The sequence below is a fragment of the Pseudomonas sp. LAMO17WK12:I10 genome (assembly GCF_900215185.1).
Taxonomy (GTDB): domain Bacteria; phylum Pseudomonadota; class Gammaproteobacteria; order Pseudomonadales; family Pseudomonadaceae; genus Aquipseudomonas; species Aquipseudomonas chlororaphis.
Genome location: NZ_OBDX01000017.1, coordinates 71772 through 91346 on the forward strand (window position 1 = coordinate 71772; position 19575 = coordinate 91346).

Here is a 19575-nt window from a genome sequence, read left to right on the forward strand (position 1 = left end):
TTTTCAGAATGCTCTTAAAGACCCAGCACGGCGGGCTCAGTAGAGTTGAAAACTTTGTCTGGAGGGGAATTGGCGCACGCCGACTCTCGTCGTCACCAGGCGTCGATGCAGCCCTGGCTGCAATTTGCTTGTGTCAAAGGAGTATGAAATGAGTGGCTGGTTCGAGCTGAAGCAATATGGCAGCGGTGGTTTCAGGTTCTTGCTGAAGTCCAAGGACGCGCAGACCATGCTTCAAAGCGACCGTTACCCTTGTCGTGAGAGTGTCGAGGCAGCCATTGCGCTGCTCCGCAAGCACTGCACGTCCCCGGGTAGTTACGAAAAGAAGATCGCCCCCGGTGGCAAACCTTACTTCAATCTTAAGGCCGGCAAGGAGGTGATCCTGGTCAGCCACTTGTATGACTCGGAGCCGACCCGTGAGTCCGCCATCGAGGCCATCATGCAGGCTGGCACCAGCACCCGGGTCGAGCTGTGTTGAGACGCTGAAGCAATAAAAAAGCCCATCTCAGGATGGGCTTTTTTGTGCCGGGCGATCAGCTCAGCTCGAGCCAGATCGGTGCGTGGTCGGAAGGTTTCTCCATGCCGCGCAGGTCGTAGTCGACCCCGGCATCCTTGATCCGTGGCAGCAGGCCGCGGGAGGCCATGATCAGGTCGATGCGCAGGCCGCGCTTGGGCTCGTCTTCGAAACCGCGGCTGCGGTAGTCGAACCAGCTGAAGCGATCGGCCACCTCAGGATTGAGGTGACGGAAACTGTCCACCAGGCCCCAGTTCTTCAGGCGGGCCATCCACTCGCGCTCTTCCGGCAGGAAGCTGCACTTGCCGGTTTTCAGCCAGCGTTTCATGTTGTCCGGGCCGATGCCGATGTCGCAGTCTTCCGGGGAAATGTTCACGTCGCCCATGACCAGCAGCGGCTGCTCGTTGCTGAAGCGGGTTTCCAGCAGGTGCTGCAGGTCGCTGTAGAAGCGCTGCTTGGCCGGGAACTTGGTGGGGTGGTCGCGGCTTTCGCCCTGGGGGAAGTAGCCGTTCATGATGGTCACCGGGGTGCCATCGGCATCGGCGAAGGTGCCCCAGATAAAACGTCGCTGGGCATCTTCATCGTCGCCATCGAAGCCTTTGTACAGGTCCAGCGGCGCCAGGCGCGAGAGCAGGGCGACGCCATAGTGGCCTTTTTGCCCGTGGTAATGCACGTGATAACCCAGCGCCTGGACTTCGGCCAGGGGGAACTGGTCGTCCGACACCTTGGTTTCCTGCAGGCCGATGACGTCCGGTTGATGCTTTTCGATCAGCGCCGCCAACTGATGGGGGCGGGCTCGCAGCCCGTTGATGTTGAACGAGACGATCTTCATGGTCGGCAGTCCTGGCAAAACTGCGATGCTAGCCGACAAGTCGCGCGGCGGCCAGCGTGGCGGCAAGGCAGATGCGCTGCTAAGGTCGATGGGCGGTGGAACGATCACGAGCCTGAAAGGTTCGTAGCTATAACAACCGCGCAGAAGAACGCCGCCACCCAGCGCGGTCACTTCAAGCCGGGCCCAGGGGAGACCAATCGCCATGCCTGAAACCTCGACTGCCATCGCCGACATTCACATGCTCGACAGCGGCTACGCCCGCGAAGCCCGTTCCCTGCTGTACCAGGCTTATCGCCATGAGCCGACCTTCGCTTATCTGTTCGAGTCCGAACGCCCGGGTTACGAACAACGGGTGCGGGCCACGGTGCGGGAGCTGGTCAAGCAGCACTTCGTTCAGGACCTGCCGGCCATCGGCTTGCTGGTCAATGACCGGCTGATCGGCATCGCCCTGATCGCGCCGCCCCAGCGTCGCCTGGGCATTACCGAGAGTTGGGCCTGGCGCCTGCGCATGGTGCTCAGTACCGGTTTCCGTTGCACCCGGCGTTACCTGGACTATCACGCCGCGGTGCTGGGTTGCCTGCCCAGCGATTCGGTGCACGTCCTGCCCTTGCTGGGGATTCATCCGCAATTCCAGGGCAAGCACTTCGGCGAGCAGTTGCTGCAGGCGGTGCACAACTGGTGCGCGGTGGACGAACACTCCCAGGGGGTGGTGCTGGACACCGGCAACCCGCGTTACCTGGCGTTCTATGAGCGCCAGGGTTATGAAGAGATTGGCGAGATCGCCGTCGGTCCGGTCCGCGAGCACGTTTTCTTTCACGCCAACCCGCAGGTTCTGCAAAGCGCGATCGGCTGAACAGAACTTTCCTCACATTTGTGCGCTCTATCGGGCTCCCAGCTCGTGATAGCATTCGCGCCTATGAAGTTTTCAGGAAGATTCACCAGCGGCTTGTTGCTGCTGTTCACAAGCTGTGCGGTACTGGCGCAAAGCGAATTGGACGTCAGGGTCAAACCCTCCAACGATGAACTCAAGGCCAATGTGGAAGGCTACATCGGCGGGGTGGGCGATCGCGACGAGGAAGCCCTGTTGCGTTTCAGCCGTGGCGCCGAGGAGCAGGCCCGCAAGGCCGCCCAGGCCCTGGGCTACTACCAGCCGCAGATCAGCAGCGAAGTCAAAGGCGGCGAAAAGCCGCGTTTGGTGCTGAATATCGATCCTGGCGAGCCGGTGCACCTGCGTAACGTCACCATCCGGGTCGACGGCCCGGCGGCCTCCCTCAAGGGCTTTCGTGTGCCCAGGAGCGACCAGCTGAAAAGCGGCGCGGTCCTCAATCACGGTCATTACGAAGACGCCAAGCGGCTGATCCAGAACCAGGCGTCGCGCTACGGCTTTTTCAGCGGGCGCTTCACCCGGCAGAAGCTGGCGGTGGACCCCCAGGCCGGGGTCGCGGATATCGAGCTGGTTTACGAAAGCGGCCCGCGTTACGCCCTGGGCAAGGTCAGTTTTGCCGGCGATACGCCGTTCGACGAAGACCTGCTGCAACGCATGGTGCCGTTCAAGGCCGGTACTCCCTACGATTCCGAGCTGATCGCCGAGCTTAACCAGGCACTGCAATCGAGCGGTTATTTCGAGGGCGTGCGGGTCGACGCGGCGCCGACCGCGGCCGCCGCCGAGGTGATTCCGGTGGCGGTCCAGCTGGAAACCCGCAAGCCGCGCACCATGGGCCTGGGCCTGGGTTTTTCCACCGACGTCGGGCCGCGGGCCAAGGCCAACTGGACCCGACACTGGGTCAACGCCCAAGGCCACAGCTATGGCTGGGAGGCGGAAGTCTCCGCGCCACGGCAGAACGTCGGCCTGTTCTACGACATACCGCTGGACCCGCCGCTGACCGACAAGCTGCGTTTTGCCGGCGGCTACCAGAACGAAGAAATCGCCAATACCGACACCCTGAGCAAATTGCTCACCCTCGGTCCCGAGTGGCACAGCAAGTTGCCCAGCGGCTGGCAGCGGGTCATCTCGTTGAAGTGGCAGCGCGAGGAATACCGCCTTGGCGACGACTCGGGCCTGAGTACCCTGTTGATGCCCGGCATCAGCTATTCCTACCTGCGCAGCGATAACCGCATCGACCCGCACAACGGCTATCGCCTGCAATTCGACAGCAAGGTGGCCAAGGAAGGGCTGGGCTCGGACACCAACCTGTTATATGGCACCGTCCTGCTCAAGGGCCTGACCACGGTATGGAACAACCATCGTTTCCTCGGCCGGGTGCAGTTCGGTGGCAGCGCCACCAACGGTTACAAGAAGGTTCCGCCGTCGCTGCGCTTTTTCGCCGGTGGCGATCAGAGCGTGCGCGGCTACGACTACCAGAGCCTGTCGCCGGAGAACTCTGACGGCGACCGGATCGGCGGGCGCTACATGGTGGCCGGCAGCGTCGAGTATCAGTACTCCATCGCGGAAAAATGGCGCCTGGCGACCTTTGTCGACCAGGGCAACTCCTTCGACAAACTTGAACTGCCGAACCTCAAGACCGGGGTCGGTGTCGGTGTGCGCTGGGTGTCCCCGGTGGGGCCGATCCGCCTCGACCTGGCCCATGCGCTGGACGATGACGGCGGCATTCGCTTGCACTTTTCCATGGGGCCTGAGCTGTGAAGCGTGGTTTGAAGATCGCGGCGCTGGCGCTGCTTGTGCTGGTGGCGGTGCTGGTACTGGCGCTGGCTTCGATACTCGGCACCCAGGCCGGCAGTCGCTGGGCCCTGGGCCTGGTGCCGGGCTTGAGCGTGGAAAACTTCGCCGGCCGCTTAGGCGGACAGTGGAGCGCCGATCACCTGTTGTGGCAGCAGGACAGCAGCCGGGTCGAACTCCAGGCGCCGAAATTCGCCTGGTCGCCGGCGTGCCTGATGCGCATGACCCTGTGCATCGAACAACTGGACGTGGAACAGGTCAGCCTGCAATTCCCGCCGGGCGCGGAAGAACAAAGCAGCGGCCCCATCAGCCTGCCGGATCTGCAGTTGCCTGTGGCTATCGAGCTGGGACAGGTGCGGGTCGGTAGCTTGCAATTCAATGGCAGCGAGGCACTCAAGGGCCTGCAACTGGCGGCGCAGTGGACGGCCAAGGGCCTGCAGATCGACTCGGTAAGCCTGCAACGCGACGACCTCAGCCTGAATCTTTCGGGGTTATTGTCGCCCAGCGGCGACTGGCCCCTGAGCGCCACCGGCACCCTGACCCTGCCGGCGCCGGGTAGCGAACCCTGGGCGCTGGCGCTGAAGGTCGATGGCGACCTGTTGAAGACCCTCAGGCTTGCGGCCGACAGCAGCGGTTACCTGCAAGGCCGGTTGAGCGGTGAGCTGCAACCGCTGGCGGAGAACCTGCCGGCCCAGGTGCGGATCACCGCCGATGGCTTCAAGGCCAGCGCCGAGCTGCCCGACACCCTGATGCTCAACCAGCTGGAACTGACCGGCAAAGGCGACCTCAAGGCGGGTTACCAACTGCTGGGCAAGGCCAGCCTGCCGGCCGAGCAGGGGCCGGTGGCCCTGGCGCTGCAAGGCAAGGTCGACGCCAAGGGCGCGCAGATCGCCGCGCTGGACCTGAGCGCCAACGACAAGCAGAACCTCAAGCTGAGCGGCCAGCTGGATTGGAGCCAGGGCCTGAACGCCGAAGCCAGGCTCGACTGGCTGGATTTCCCCTGGCATCGCCTGTACCCGCTGATCGAAGAGCCCGCGGTGGCGGTACGCCGCTTCACGGCCGAGGTCGCCTATCGCGATGGTAACTACCTGGGTAACTTCAAGGGTGACCTCGATGGCCCGGCGGGGGCGTTCAGCCTCAGCAGCCCGTTCAGCGGCGACCTGACGAAAATCTTCCTGCCCCAGTTCAAGCTGGCCGCCGGCCAGGGCAAGGCCGAAGGCCACCTGAACCTGCAATTCGCCGACGGCATCGCCTGGGATACCGCCCTGGATCTGTCGGCGATCAACCCGGCGTACTGGGTCGCCGAGCTGCCGGGCACTTTGGCCGGGCCGCTGCGCAGCCAGGGCGAAATGAAGAACGAGCAACTCAAGCTCAACGCCGACCTCGACCTCAAGGGCAAGTTGCGCGGCCAGCCCGCGGTGCTGCAGGCCAAGGCCGATGGCGCTGGCGAGCAGTGGAATCTGAACACCCTGGACATCCGCCTGGGCGATAACCGCATCAACGGTTCCGGGCGCCTGCAACAACGCTTGGCCGGGCAACTCGATATCAAGCTGCCGCGTCTCGGCCAGCTGTGGCCCGAGCTGCGTGGCCAGCTCAGCGGCCGCCTCGATGTGGCCGGCACCCTGAAGGCGCCGCAGGGCAAGCTCGACCTGCAAGGCCAGCAACTGGTGTTCGCCGACAATCGCCTGCAGAGCCTCAAGCTCGATGCCAACCTGGACAGCGCGCAGCGGGCGCGCATCGACCTCAAGGGGGCCGGCATCCAGGTCGGCGAAACCGCGCTGGGCACCCTGACGGCCAGCGGCCAGGGCGATATCAAGAACCAGAAGCTGCAACTGGACCTGAAAGGCCCGCAGCTCAAGCTGGCACTGGGCCTGGACGGCAAGCTGGACCAGGGCAACTGGCGCGGGCGCCTGGCCAGCGGCGATATCCAGACCGGTGGCCAGGACTGGAGGCTGCAAGCCCCGGCCAAGCTCGAATACCTGGCCGACGGCAAGCTCAACTTCGGCGCCCATTGCTGGGCCAGTGGCGATGCCAGCCTGTGTGGCGAGGATCAGCGGCTGATGCCCGAGCCCAGGTTGCGCTACCACCTCAAGCAGTTCCCGATCGACAGCCTCGCGCAGTGGTTGCCCAAGGATTTTGCCTGGAAGGGCCGGCTCAACGCCGATATCAAGCTGGACGTACCGGCCGACGGCCCGCAGGGACGGATCCTGCTGGACGCCAGCGGCGGCACCTTGCGGGTCAAGGAAAAGCAGCAGTGGCTGGACTTCCCGTACCAGACACTGAAACTCGACACCACCCTCAACCCCAAGCGTATCGACACCCAGCTGGCGTTCAGTGGCGGCAAGCTCGGTGAGCTGATGCTGCAGGCGCAGATCAATCCGCTGCCGAAAAACAAGCCGCTGTCCGGCGAGTTCCGCCTCAGCGGCCTGGACCTGGCGGTGGCGCGGCCGTTCGTGCCGATGGTCGAGAAGCTCACCGGCACCCTGAACGGCAGCGGGCGCATCTCCGGCGGTCTGCTGGCGCCGCAGGTCAATGGCAACCTGGCCCTTAGTGGTGGCGAAGTTTCCGGTCCCGAATTGCCCATCAGTCTCCAGGACTTGCAATTGCAAGCGCTGATCGCCGGTGAAAGCGTGCAGTTGAGCGGCGGCTGGAAGAGCGGCAAGGCCGGCCAGGGCAGCCTGAACGGCAATATCGCCTGGGGTCAGGCGCTGGTGGTGGACCTGAGCCTGAAAGGCTCGCAGCTGCCGGTCACCGTCGAACCCTATGCGGTGCTGGACGTGGCGCCGGACCTGAAGATCTCGATGAAGGACGACAAGCTGGCGATCGCCGGCAAGGTCCATGTGCCCAAGGGTGAGATCACCATCCGTGAATTGCCGCCATCGACGGTCAAGGTATCGGACGACACGGTGATCATCGGCCACCAGACCGAGGAGGGCAAAGCGCCGATGGCCATGGCGATGGACATCGACGTGGTGGTCGGCGAGGACAAGCTCAGCTTCACCGGTTTCGGCCTGACCGCCAACCTGCAAGGCCATGTGCACATCGGCGACAACATGGACACCCGTGGCGAACTGTGGCTCAACGACGGCCGCTACCGCGCCTACGGTCAGCGCTTGACCGTACGCCGGGCGCGTCTGCTGTTCGCCGGGCCGATCGACCAGCCGTACCTGGACATTGAGGCGATCCGCCAGACCGATGACGTGATCGCCGGCATCCGCCTCAGTGGCAGCGCCGAACAACCGACCACGCAGATCTTCTCGGAGCCGGCGATGAGCCAGGAGCAGGCGCTGTCCTACCTGGTGCTCGGGCGTCCCTTGAGCACCACCGGCGAGGACAACAACATGCTGGCGCAAGCCGCCCTGGGCCTGGGCCTGATGGGCAGCTCGAACATCACCGGCGGGCTGGCCAAGGACCTGGGGATCGACGACTTCCAGCTCGACACCCAGGGCAGCGGCAACACCACCAGCGTGGTGGCCAGCGGCAATATCTCCGAGCGGCTCAGCCTGCGTTACGGGGTGGGGGTCTTCGAGCCGGCCAACACCATCGCCCTGCGCTACAAGCTGAGCAAAAAGGTCTACCTGGAAGCGGCCAGTGGCGTCGCCAGCTCGCTGGATATCTTCTACAAGCGCGACTTCTAGCTCGTCGGCAATCCAGTCCCCTTTGGCGAGGGGGCTGGCGTTCACCACCGCGCTCCTCCTGCTGGTAATTCTCCCGCCGATTTTCGACTTCAAGGCTTCCCATTAATTAGCTTAATAGTGAGCATGCTAATTATTGTTTGGATATTGGCTGCCTAGGCAGTAACATCTCGACATACTTTCGCTGCCTAGGCAGCTAACAGGTGGTCAGATGAAGCACTTCACCCCAGACGATTTCCACAATTGCCACCTCGGGCTCTTGCTGGGCCGCGCGGCCCTGCTCAAGGACCGGATCATCGACACCCACATGGAACCCCACGGCATCACCGCCGCGCAGTTCAAGGTGCTGATCATCATGGCCCAGTTCGGCGTCGACACCCCGGCCGAGCTGTGCCGCCACCTGTCCCTGGACAGCGGTTCCATGACCCGCATGCTCGATCGCCTGGAGCAGAAGGATTTCCTCGCCCGCCAACGCTCGGAGCACGACCGCCGCCAGGTGCGCCTGGTGCTCACCGAGGAGGGCCAGAAGCTCGCCGACTGCCTGCCGCACATCGGCGCCAACGCCATGAATGAACTGGCCGGCGCCATTACCCCCGAAGAGTTGAAAACCCTGGAACAGATCCTCAAGAAAATTTTGCTGGCGGCCGGTGACCCGATCACCGTGCTGCGGGTAGGTGATAAGTAAATGAGCAGTAAAACCTTGCGTGCCCGTTTGAGCCTGGTGCTGCTGGCCATGAGCCTGGCCGGATGTGCCAACTACAGTGGCCTGACAACCGAAGGGGTGAGCCTCGATGCCAAATCCCTCAAGGCCGGACAATCCCTGAGTGGTGTGACCCTGTCGCCGGCGGCCTGGCCGAAGAGCGACTGGTGGAAGAGCCTGGGCGATCCACAGCTCGATGGCCTGATCCGCGAGGCCCTGCACGACAGCCCCGACATGCAGATTGCCAGCGCCCGCGCCCACCAGGCCAGCGCGGCGGCCTATGCCGCGGACGCGGCACGCATGCCGACCCTGGACGCCAGCGGCAGTGTCAGCCGCTCGCGCCTGTCCCGTTCGCAGGACCCGAGCGGGCAGGGCGACAACTACAGCACGATGCGCAGCCTGACAGGCACCTTCAATTACACCTTCGACCTCTGGGGCGGCCAGCGCGATACCTGGGAAGCCGCCCTGGGCCAGGCCCGCGCCGCCGAGATCGATCGCCAGGCCGCGCAACTGACCCTGGCCGCCGACGTGGCCCGGGCCTACAGCGACCTGGGCCAGGCGCATATCGTCCATGACCTGGCCACTGAAGATCTCAAGCGCACCCGGCAGATGCTCGACCTGAGCCAGAAGCGCCTGAGCTCGGGCATCGACAGCCAGTACCAGTACCAGCAGACCGAAAGCCTGGAGGCCAGCTCCGAAGCCAGCCTGATCGACGCCGAGAAAAACCTGCAGAGCGCCAAGATCGCCCTCGCGGTATTGCTCGGCAAAGGCCCGGACCGGGGCAACGAAATCGCCCGGCCGAAAGTCCTGCAGGCCAGCGCGGTGGCACTGCCGTCGGTGCTGCCGGCGGAACTGCTGGGCCGCCGTCCGGACCTGGTGGCCGCGCGCTGGCGGGTCGAGGCGGCGAGCAAGAGCATCGACGCCGGCAAGACCAACTTCTATCCCAACCTCAACCTGAGCGCCGCTGCCGGCACTCAAGCGTTGCTGGGGGACGCGATGTTCGGATCGGCCAGCCGCTTCTTCAACATCGCCCCCACCGTGTCGCTGCCGATCTTCGACGGTGGCCGCCTGCGCGCCGACCTGGATGCCCGGGACGCCGACTACGACCTGGCCGTGGCGCAGTACAACAAGAGCCTGGTGACTGCCTTGGGGGATGTCAGCGACACCATTTCCCAGCTGCGTGACATCGGTCGGCAGATCGCCGCCCAGCAACATGCCACCGACATCGCCCAGGACTCCTACGACACTGTGGTCCAGCGCTACGGCTCGGGGATCGGCAATTACCTGGACGTGCTCAGCATCGAGCAGCAATTACTGCAAGCCCAGCGTCAACTGGCGACCCTGAATGCCCAGCAGATCGACCTGTCGATCCAACTGATGCAGGCCCTGGGCGGTGGTTTCCAGACCGACAATCTGGCCGCGGCCACCCCGACCCCAGCCTCGCGCACTCAATAATTCAAGGTACTCATCATGGCCACTGCCGCAACCAACAACGCTCCCGAAAATACCCCTGACACCGCCAACCCGCGCAAGCGCAAAGTCATGCTGCTGGGCCTGGTGGCGCTGATCGTCCTGGGCGGGCTGGGGGTCTTTGCCTGGTATGAACTCTACGGACGCTGGAACGAAGGCACCGACGACGCCTATGTGAACGGCAACGTGGTGGAAATCACCCCGCTGGTCACCGGTACGGTGGTCAGCATCGGCGCCGACGATGGCGACCTGGTCCACGAAGGCCAGGTGCTGATCAACTTCGACCCCAACGATGCCGAGGTTGGCCTGCAAAGCGCCGAGGCCAACCTGGCCCGCACCGTGCGCCAGGTGCGCGGCCTGTACAGCAATGTCGACGGCATGCGCGCCCAGGTGGCGGCGCAGAAGGCCGAAGTGCAGAAAGCCCAGGACAACTTCAACCGTCGCCGGACCCTCGCCAGCAGCGGGGCGATTTCCCAGGAAGAACTGTCCCACGCCCGCGACGACCTGACCTCGGCGCAGAACGCCCTGGCCAATGCCCAGCAGCAGCTCAACACCACCAACGCGCTGGTGGACGACACCGTGGTATCGAACCATCCGGACGTGCAGGCGGCCGCCGCGCAGTTGCGCCAGGCCTACCTGACCAACGCCCGCAGCACCCTGATCGCGCCGGTGACCGGTTATGTCGCCAAGCGCACCGTGCAATTGGGGCAGCGGGTACAGCCGGGCACCGCGTTGATGGCGGTGATCCCGCTCGACCAACTGTGGATCGACGCCAACTTCAAGGAAACCCAGCTGCGTGACATGCGCATCGGCCAGCCGGTGGACATCGAAGCCGATATCTACGGCAGCGACGTCAAGTACAGCGGCACCATCGACAGCCTGGGCGCCGGTACCGGCAGTGCCTTCGCCCTGTTGCCGGCGCAGAACGCCACCGGCAACTGGATCAAGATCGTGCAGCGGGTGCCGGTGCGCATCCATGTGAATGCCGAAGAGCTGGCCAAGCACCCGCTGCGGGTCGGCCTGTCGACGGTGGTCAATGTCGACCTGCATGACCAGAGCGGCCCCGTGCTGGCCCAGCAGCCCCCACAAAAGGCGTCGTTCAGCACCAGCGTCTACGACCGCCAGCTGGGCGAGGCCGATGCCCTGATCGCTCGCCTGATCCACGACAACAGCGCCGCCATCGGCAAGACCGCGCAGCGCTGATTCGCCGATCCCTCTGCTGCGGCCGTTAGCGGCCGCGGCGCCTGCCTCGCTTCATAGGATTCGCGATGAGCAATAACGCCTCTTTCACGCCGCCCAGCCTGTTGCTCAGCACCATCGGCCTGTCGCTGGCGACCTTCATGCAGGTGCTCGACACCACCATCGCCAACGTGGCCTTGCCGACCATCTCGGGCAACCTCGGGGTGAGTTCGGAGCAGGGCACCTGGGTGATCACCTCGTTTGCCGTGAGCAACGCGATCGCTTTGCCGCTGACCGGCTGGCTGAGCCGGCGCTTCGGCGAGGTGAAGCTGTTTATCTGGGCCACCCTGCTGTTCGTGCTGGCCTCCTTCCTCTGCGGGATTTCCACCTCCATGCCCGAGCTGGTGGGCTTTCGTGTGCTGCAAGGGGTGGTGGCCGGGCCGCTGTACCCGATGACCCAGACCCTGCTGATCGCGGTCTACCCGCCGGCGAAAAGGGGCATGGCCCTGGCGCTGCTGGCGATGGTCACGGTGGTGGCGCCAATTGCCGGGCCGATTCTCGGCGGCTGGATCACCGACAGCTACAGCTGGCCGTGGATCTTCTTCATCAACGTGCCGATCGGCCTGTTCGCCGCCTGGGTGGTCAAGCAGCAGCTGAAGGCGCGGCCGGTGGTGACCAGTCGCCAGCCGATGGACTACATCGGCCTGCTGAGCCTGATCGTCGGCGTCGGTGCCTTGCAGATCGTGCTCGACAAGGGCAACGACCTGGACTGGTTCGAATCCAACTTCATCATCATCGGCACGCTGATTTCGGTGATCGCCCTGGCGGTGTTCGTGATCTGGGAAATGACCGACCGCCATCCGGTGGTCAACCTGCGGTTGTTCGCCCACCGCAACTTCCGCATCGGCACCATCGTGCTGGTGGGCGGTTATGCCGGCTTCTTCGGCATCAACCTGATCCTGCCGCAGTGGTTGCAGACCCAGATGGGCTACACCGCGACCTGGGCCGGCCTGGCGGTGGCGCCGATCGGCATCCTGCCGGTGCTGATGTCGCCTTTCGTCGGCAAGTACGCGCACAAGTTCGACCTGCGCTTGCTGGCCGGTCTGGCGTTCCTGGCGATCGGCCTGAGCTGCTTCATGCGCGCCGGCTTCACCAACGAGGTGGACTTCCAGCACATCGCCCTGGTGCAACTGTTCATGGGTATCGGCGTGGCGCTGTTCTTCATGCCGACCCTGAGCATCCTGATGTCGGACCTGCCGCCGCAGCAGATCGCCGATGGCGCCGGCCTGGCCACTTTCCTGCGGACCCTGGGCGGCAGCTTCGCCGCGTCGTTGACCACCTGGATCTGGATCCGCCGGGCGAACGAGCACCATGCCTACATGAGTGAGCACATCAGCAGCTTCGAGCCGGCCACCCGCGATGCCCTGAACGCCTTGGGCGGTGCCAGCAACCAGGCTTACGCGCAGTTGGACCAGGTGCTGACCGGGCAGGCGTACATGATGTCCACCGTGGACTACTTTACGCTGCTGGGCTGGAGCTTCATGGCGCTGATCCTGCTGGTGTGGCTGGCCAAGCCACCGTTCACCGCCAAGGCCGGGCCGGCGTCGGCGGGGCATTGAGGGTGCGGTAGGGCAGAGGAATTATCGCGAGCAAGCTCGCTCCTACAGGGGAGGTACTTTTTGTAGGAGCGAGCTTGTTCGCGATAGAGCGCGCAGCGTTTGCCTGGAAGGCCTCGCAAGGCCCTTCGGGCCTTATCGCAGCCTGCGGCAGCGGCTACAGGCGGGGCAATGCCTGCTGTGACGGCACGAAATCGAAAGCCGCCAGCTGGAAGCCCTGCTCATCCACCTGCAAAGCCCAGCCCTGACGGTCCCAGTCCCCCAGCACGATGCGCTTGGCGGCCTGGTCGCCGATCTGCAACTTGTGGATGGCCGGGCGGTGGGTGTGGCCGTGGACCAGGGTCCGCACCTTGAATGCCTGCATGATCCGCGGCACTTCGTCCGGGGTCACGTCGACGATGTCGTTGGCCTTCATGCGGGTTTGCGCGCGGCTTTCATTGCGCAGTTTGCGCGCCAGCTTGTGTCGGGTGCGCAGCGGCAGGTGTCTGAGGATCCACAACGAAACCGGGTTGCGCAGGTAGCGGCGCATGCGCATATAGGCTTCGTCGCGGGTGCACAGGCTGTCGCCGTGCATCAGCAGCACCGGCTCGCCGTAGAAGTCGACCACGCTCGGGTCCTTGAGCAGGGTCGCGCCCGCGGCCTTGCAGAAGGCCTTGCCAAGCATGAAGTCGCGATTGCCATGCATCAGGAAAACCTGCGTGCCGCTGTCGCTGAGCTCGCGCAGTGCCTGGCAAATGGAAAGCTGGTAGGGGGTCATGGCGTCGTCGCCGATCCAGACCTCGAAGAAATCTCCCAGGATGTACAGCGCTTGCGCCGAGCGGGCACGCCCGCCCAGTAAATCCAGAAACGCCCGGGTAATGTCCGGGCGCTCCTCTTCCAGATGCAAATCTGAAATCAGCAGTATCACTCAACGATCTCGGCTTTCTCGATGATCACGTCTTCGGCCGGTACGTCCTGGTGGCCGGCCTTCATGGTGGTGGCCACGCCTTTGATCTTGTCGACCACTTCGGTGCCGGCGACCACTTTGCCGAATACTGCGTAGCCCCAGCCCTGCACGGTCTTGCCGCTGTGGTTGAGGAAGCTGTTGTCAGCGACGTTGATGAAGAACTGCGCGGAAGCCGAATGCGGTTCCATGGTGCGGGCCATGGCGACGGTGTACTTGTCGTTGGAAAGACCGTTGTCGGCTTCGTTCTGGATGCTTGGACGCTTGTCTTTCTTTTCTTTCATGCCTGGCTCGAAACCGCCGCCCTGGATCATGAAGTTACCGATGACGCGGTGGAATACGGTGTTTTCGTAATGACCGGCTTTAACGTATTCGACGAAGTTGGCCACGGTGACCGGGGCTTTCTCGGCGTTCAGTTCCAGCAAGATGTCGCCGTGGTTGGTGGTCAGTTTGACTTGGGTCATGATCGGTACTCTTTATAAGGAGGAGCGTTTTCAAGGAATTCCCGGGTTCCGGGAGGCAGGCCTGGGGCCCGCGGGCCGGAACCGCGCTGGCAAAAATCCGCCAAGGTGCGCAGTTTAGCGTGACGGGCGTGAAATTCGAGGCTGTTTTTTCATTTGCGACGGATTAATCGCGGCAGATTTAAAGCCCGCTCTGTCAGGGGCTTGACCGCATCGGCTATGATATCCGTTTTGATTTATCAGGCCGCACCGGCCGCGCACTTGTATGTTCAAGGATCCTATGAGCAAGCCCACTGTCGACCCTACCTCGAATTCCAAGACCGGACCGGCCGTTCCGGTCAACTTCCTGCGCCCGATCATCCAGGCGGACCTGGACTCGGGTAAGCACACACAGATCGTGACCCGCTTCCCGCCGGAACCCAACGGCTACCTGCACATCGGTCACGCCAAGTCGATCTGCGTGAACTTCGGGCTGGCCCAGGAATTCGGCGGCGTCACCCACCTGCGTTTCGACGACACCAACCCGGCCAAGGAAGACCAGGAATACATCGACGCCATCGAAAGCGACGTCAAGTGGCTGGGCTTCGAGTGGGCCGGTGAAGTGCGCTACGCCTCGCAATACTTCGACCAGCTGCACGAGTGGGCGGTGGAGCTGATCAAGGCGGGCAAGGCCTATGTCGACGACCTGACCCCCGAGCAGGCCAAGGAATACCGTGGCAGCCTGACCGAGCCGGGCAAGAACAGCCCGTTCCGCGACCGTTCGGTGGAAGAGAACCTGGACCTGTTCGCCCGCATGAAGGCGGGCGAATTCCCGGACGGCGCACGCGTGCTGCGGGCCAAGATCGACATGGCCTCGCCGAACATGAACCTGCGCGACCCGATCATGTATCGCATCCGCCATGCGCATCACCACCAGACCGGCGACAAGTGGTGCATCTACCCGAACTACGACTTCACCCACGGTCAGTCGGACGCCATCGAAGGCATCACCCACTCGATCTGCACCCTGGAGTTCGAAAGCCATCGCCCGTTGTACGAATGGTTCCTGGAGAACCTGCCGGTGCCGGCACAGCCGCGCCAGTATGAGTTCAGCCGCCTGAACCTGAACTACACCATCACCAGCAAGCGCAAGCTCAAGCAACTGGTGGACGAGAAGCACGTCAACGGTTGGGACGACCCGCGCATGTCGACCCTGTCGGGCTTCCGTCGTCGTGGCTACACGCCGAAATCCATCCGCAACTTCTGCGAGATGGTTGGCACCAACCGTTCCGACGGCGTGGTGGACTTCGGCATGCTGGAATTCAGCATCCGTGACGACCTCGACCACAGCGCCCCGCGCGCCATGTGCGTGCTGCGCCCGCTGAAGGTGGTGATCACCAACTACCCTGAAGGCCAGGTCGAGAACCTCGAACTGCCGCGCCACCCGAAAGAAGACATGGGCGTGCGGGTGCTGCCGTTCGCCCGTGAAATCTACATCGATCGCGACGACTTCATGGAAGAGCCGCCAAAGGGCTACAAGCGCCTGGAACCGGCCGGCGAAGTGCGCCTGCGCGGCAGCTACGTGATCCGCGCCGACGAGGCGATCAAGGATGCCGATGGCAACATCGTCGAGCTGCGTTGCTCGTACGACCCGGACACCCTGGGCAAGAACCCGGAAGGGCGCAAGGTCAAGGGCGTGATCCACTGGGTGCCGGCCGCCGCCAGCGTCGAGTGCGAAGTGCGCCTGTACGATCGCCTGTTCCGTTCGCCGAACCCGGAGAAGGCCGAAGACAGCGCAAGTTTCCTGGACAACATCAACCCTGACTCCCTGCAGGTCCTCACTGGTTGTCGTGCCGAACCCTCGCTGGGCAACGCACAGCCGGAAGACCGTTTCCAGTTCGAGCGCGAAGGTTACTTCTGCGCGGATATCAAGGACTCGAAACCGGGCGCACCGGTATTCAACCGTACCGTGACCCTGCGCGACTCCTGGGGTCAGTGATCAGTTAAGGAACTCCTTGTGCTAACGATCTACAACACGCTCACCAAGAGCAAAGAAGTCTTCAAGCCGCTCGATGGCAACAAGGTGCGCATGTACGTGTGCGGCATGACCGTGTACGACTACTGCCACCTGGGCCACGGCCGCAGCATGGTCGCCTTCGACCTGGTGACCCGCTGGCTGCGTTTCAGCGGCTACGACCTGACCTATGTGCGCAACATCACCGACATCGACGACAAGATCATCAATCGGGCCAACGAGAACGGCGAGTCGTTCGAGGCGCTGACCGAGCGCATGATCGCGGCGATGCACGAAGACGAAGCGCGCCTGAACATCAAGAAGCCGGACATGGAGCCGCGTGCCACCGACCATATCGCCGGCATGCACGCGATGATCCAGACCCTGATCGACAAGGGCTACGCCTACGCGCCGGGCAACGGCGACGTGTACTACCGGGTCGGCAAGTTCCTCGGTTACGGCAAGCTGTCGCGCAAGAAGATCGAAGACCTGCGCATCGGCGCGCGGATCGAAGTCGACGAGTCGAAACAGGACCCGCTGGACTTCGTGCTGTGGAAAGCCGCCAAGCCGGGCGAGCCGAGCTGGGAATCGCCATGGGGCGCCGGGCGTCCGGGCTGGCACATCGAATGCTCGGTGATGTCGACCTGCTGCCTGGGCGAGACCTTCGACATTCATGGCGGCGGCAGCGACCTCGAGTTCCCGCACCATGAAAACGAGATCGCCCAGAGCGAGGCGGCCACCGGCAAGACCTACGCCAATGCCTGGATGCATTGCGGCATGATCCGCATCAATGGCGAGAAGATGTCCAAGTCCTTGAACAACTTCTTCACCATCCGCGACGTGCTCGACAAGTACCATCCGGAAGTCGTGCGTTACCTGCTGGTGTCGAGCCACTACCGCAGCGCGATCAACTATTCGGAAGACAACCTCAAGGACGCCAAGGGCGCCCTGGAGCGTTTCTACCACGCCCTCAAAGGCCTGCCGACTGTACCGGCCGCCGGTGGCGAAGCCTTCGTCGAGCGTTTCACCGAGGTGATGAACGACGACTTCGGCACGCCGGAAGCCTGTGCGGTGCTGTTCGAGATGGTGCGCGAGATCAACCGTCTGCGCGAGAGCGATCTCAATGCGGCGGCCGGTCTGGCGGCGCGCCTGAGGGAACTGGCGGACGTGCTGGGTGTGCTGCAGCTGGACGCCGACGACTTCCTGCAGGCCGGTGCCGAAGGCCGGGTCGACGCAGCGCAGGTCGAAGCGCTGATCCAGGCGCGCCTGGCGGCCCGGGCCAACAAGGACTGGGCCGAGTCCGACCGCATCCGCGACCAGATCACCGCCATGGGCGTGGTGCTGGAAGACGGCAAGGGTGGGACGACCTGGCGTCTGGCTGACTGATTGCTGTACTGGCTATAAACAGAAACCCGCCTTGTGCGGGTTTTTGTTTGCCTGCCATTCGGGGGCAGGGGGCGGGCGATCACTCCTCCTGCTGGCGCAATCTTTTATAGAGGGTATTGCGACTCACCCCCAGCCGTCGCGCCAGCTGGGAGATGTTGCCGCCCACGGCCTTGAGCTGGCGGTGCAGGTCGGCGCTGTCTTGCAGGTCGATGTCGCCGGGCGGTTCGTGGCTGGTGGCTGGCTCCATGTCCAGGTCGACAAAAAAGTCGTCGGGCAGGTGCTCGGCGCGGATCGGCTGTTCTTCGGCCATGGCCAGCGCCACCTGCATCACACTGCTGACCTGGCGCAGGTTGCCCGGCCAGGGATGGCGCTCGAACAGTTCCTGGACGTCGCGGCTGAGCCCGGCCCATTGGCCGGACTCGCGATGCTGTTCCCAGATGCGCTTGAACAGCGCCTGTTTGTCGCTGCGTTCGCGCAGGGGCGGCAACTCCAGGGTCAGGCCGCCGATGCGGTAATACAGGTCCTCGCGGAAGCGCCCGAGTTGCACCTGTTCACGCAGGGAGCGGTTGGTCGCCGAGATGATGCGGATGTCCACCGGGAACAGCTCGCTGCTGCCCACCGGTTGCACGCAGCGCTCCTGCAGCACACGCAACAGGCGGGCCTGGGTCGGCAAGGGCATGTCGCCGATTTCGTCGAGGAACAGTGTGCCTTTGTCGGCTTTGCGGATCAGGCCGATGCTGCCTTTCTGGTTGGCGCCGGTGAAGGCGCCTTTTTCATAGCCGAACAGCTCGGACTCCACCAGTTCGGCGGGAATCGCTGCGCAATTGACGGCAATGAACGCCTGTTTGCTCCGCGAGCTGGCCTGGTGCAGGGCTTTGACGAAGACCTCCTTACCGACGCCGGTTTCGCCGTGGATCAGCAGCGGAATGTCCTTTTCCAGCAGGCGTTCGGCCTGGCGCACGGCTTTCTCCACCCGGCTGTCGCCGAAGTGCAGGGTGTTCAGGCTGATGGCATCGGCGCTGGCGGGAGCCGGACGGGAAGGTGGCTCGACAAAGACCCGGGCCTGGATCGGCACCTGCCTTGGACGCTTGAGCAGGCAATGGAAACGGTTACGACCGGCGGCCTGCAGGGCGAAGGGCAGGCCTTCGGGCTGGTTGAGCAATTCCAGCAGGGACACCTTGAACAGGCTTTCGATGCCGACCCGCGACAGGCTGATGCCCAGCAGGTTGTCGGCGCGGCGGTTGGCCGAAAGCACCTGGCCGCTGTCATCGAAGATCAGCAGGCCGGCCCACTGGCTGTCAAGGTTGTTCAGGCCGGTGTTGAAGGTCAGCTGGAAATGCCGGCCTTGGAACAGGTTGAGGATCAGCCGGTTCTCCACGGTCTGGCTCATCATCTTGACCATGCCCAGGGTGTGGGAGGGCGGCAGGTAGCTGTCGCTGGAGACGTCCAGCACCGCGATCACCCGGCGCTCGGCATCGAAGATCGGCGCGGCCGAGCCGGTCATGAAGCGGTTGGCCTTGAGAAAGTGTTCATCGTGCTCGATATGCACCGCCTGTTCGCAAGCCAGGGCGGTGCCGATGGCGTTGGTCCCGCTGCAGTGTTCCAGCCAGCTGGCGCCGGCGCTGAAACCACGGGCCAGGCTCGGCTCGATAAAACGCTGGGTGCCCCAGGACGTCAGCACCTGGCCCTGGTTGTCGGCGAGCATGATCAGGCAATTGGAGTTACTGAGGATGTTCTCGTAGTAGGGCAGGACTTCCTGGTGGGTGGTCTGCACCAGGGCATGCTGGCTCTCCAGCAACTGGGCGATGCGCTCGGCGGGCAGTTGATCGAAGGCGGGCGCGCTCTGGTGGCTGAGGCCAAAGGCCCGGCAGCGGCTCCAGGAGTCCTTGATGATGGTCTCGTGAGACAGCGGTGAGGCAGGTGCGCTCATGGCGGTAGGTCTCTGAAAACGCTTTTATTGTTGTTATGGCCTATGCCCGGGACTGTGGCGTTTACGGGCAAAAGCGTCCATCCAGTGTTGTTCACTCTTGTTCATTGTCAACCGCCGGACTGTTCAGTTGTTCAGTGCGGGTTGTTCATTTCTGTTCAGCTGTGAACCTTCCAATAGCCTGTCTTTTAATAAATATCAGGCTTATCAGTGGCTTGGTTGGGTGCCACGGTTCTGGCACGAAA

The 19575-nt window shown here is 63.6% G+C and carries 14 protein-coding genes; 10 read left to right on the top strand and 4 right to left on the bottom strand.

Features of this window, described 5'->3' with window-relative positions:
* Positions 1–148: 148 nt before the first annotated feature.
* A complete protein-coding gene (locus tag CRO75_RS18805; RefSeq protein WP_062825314.1) occupies positions 149–475 on the top strand; it encodes a YegP family protein in 327 nt (108 codons plus the stop codon).
* Positions 476–530: 55 nt separating this feature from the next.
* Here CRO75_RS18805 and xthA read toward each other — a convergent pair whose 3' ends face one another.
* Positions 531–1343: an exodeoxyribonuclease III gene (gene xthA, locus CRO75_RS18810; RefSeq protein WP_062825315.1), complete on the bottom strand. Its 813-nt coding sequence runs from the start codon at positions 1341–1343 to the stop codon at positions 531–533.
* Between the two features lie 202 nt (positions 1344–1545).
* On the opposite strand from xthA, the gene CRO75_RS18815 reads away from it, so the two are divergent.
* From CRO75_RS18815 to CRO75_RS18845, 7 genes are all read left to right on the top strand, one after another.
* Positions 1546–2196 (top strand): GNAT family N-acetyltransferase, encoded by a 651-nt coding sequence (locus CRO75_RS18815; protein WP_097137455.1) that lies wholly within the window; start codon positions 1546–1548, stop codon positions 2194–2196.
* 63 nt (positions 2197–2259) lie between these two features.
* Complete coding sequence (locus CRO75_RS18820; RefSeq protein ID WP_097137458.1) at positions 2260–3987, top strand: autotransporter assembly complex family protein; 1728 nt, start codon at positions 2260–2262, stop codon at positions 3985–3987.
* Positions 3984–7658, top strand: a complete 3675-nt coding sequence (locus CRO75_RS18825) for a translocation/assembly module TamB domain-containing protein (RefSeq protein ID WP_097137460.1) — start codon at positions 3984–3986, stop codon at positions 7656–7658. Before CRO75_RS18820 ends, CRO75_RS18825 begins: the two co-directional genes overlap by 4 nt.
* 208 nt (positions 7659–7866) lie before the next feature.
* Entirely contained in the window at positions 7867–8340 is a 474-nt protein-coding gene (locus tag CRO75_RS18830; protein WP_009044607.1) for a MarR family transcriptional regulator, read from the top strand.
* Positions 8341–9810, top strand: a complete 1470-nt coding sequence (locus tag CRO75_RS18835) for an efflux transporter outer membrane subunit (RefSeq protein ID WP_097137462.1) — start codon at positions 8341–8343, stop codon at positions 9808–9810.
* Between the two features lie 15 nt (positions 9811–9825).
* On the top strand, positions 9826–11028 hold the full coding sequence (locus CRO75_RS18840) for an HlyD family efflux transporter periplasmic adaptor subunit (protein WP_097137464.1): 1203 nt from the start codon (positions 9826–9828) through the stop codon (positions 11026–11028).
* A gap of 65 nt (positions 11029–11093) precedes the next feature.
* Positions 11094–12623 (top strand): DHA2 family efflux MFS transporter permease subunit, encoded by a 1530-nt coding sequence (locus CRO75_RS18845; RefSeq protein WP_097137465.1) that lies wholly within the window; start codon positions 11094–11096, stop codon positions 12621–12623.
* A gap of 154 nt (positions 12624–12777) precedes the next feature.
* Here CRO75_RS18845 and lpxH read toward each other — a convergent pair whose 3' ends face one another.
* Complete coding sequence (gene lpxH, locus CRO75_RS18850) at positions 12778–13527, bottom strand: UDP-2,3-diacylglucosamine diphosphatase (RefSeq protein ID WP_007929635.1); 750 nt, start codon at positions 13525–13527, stop codon at positions 12778–12780.
* The gene (locus CRO75_RS18855; RefSeq protein WP_097137467.1) at positions 13524–14027 is read right to left on the bottom strand and encodes a peptidylprolyl isomerase; all 504 of its coding nucleotides are present in this window, start codon (positions 14025–14027) and stop codon (positions 13524–13526) included. Before CRO75_RS18855 ends, lpxH begins: the two co-directional genes overlap by 4 nt.
* A 277-nt stretch (positions 14028–14304) precedes the next feature.
* Between CRO75_RS18855 and CRO75_RS18860 the strand changes: the two genes are divergently transcribed.
* Positions 14305–16002: a glutamine--tRNA ligase/YqeY domain fusion protein gene (locus CRO75_RS18860; RefSeq protein ID WP_009049801.1), complete on the top strand. Its 1698-nt coding sequence runs from the start codon at positions 14305–14307 to the stop codon at positions 16000–16002.
* 18 nt (positions 16003–16020) lie between these two features.
* A complete protein-coding gene (gene cysS, locus CRO75_RS18865) occupies positions 16021–17403 on the top strand; it encodes a cysteine--tRNA ligase (protein ID WP_053261852.1) in 1383 nt (460 codons plus the stop codon).
* Between the two features lie 79 nt (positions 17404–17482).
* On the opposite strand, the gene CRO75_RS18870 is transcribed toward cysS, so the two are convergent.
* Complete coding sequence (locus CRO75_RS18870; protein ID WP_097137469.1) at positions 17483–19333, bottom strand: sigma-54-dependent Fis family transcriptional regulator; 1851 nt, start codon at positions 19331–19333, stop codon at positions 17483–17485.
* Between the last annotated feature and the right edge of the window lie 242 nt (positions 19334–19575).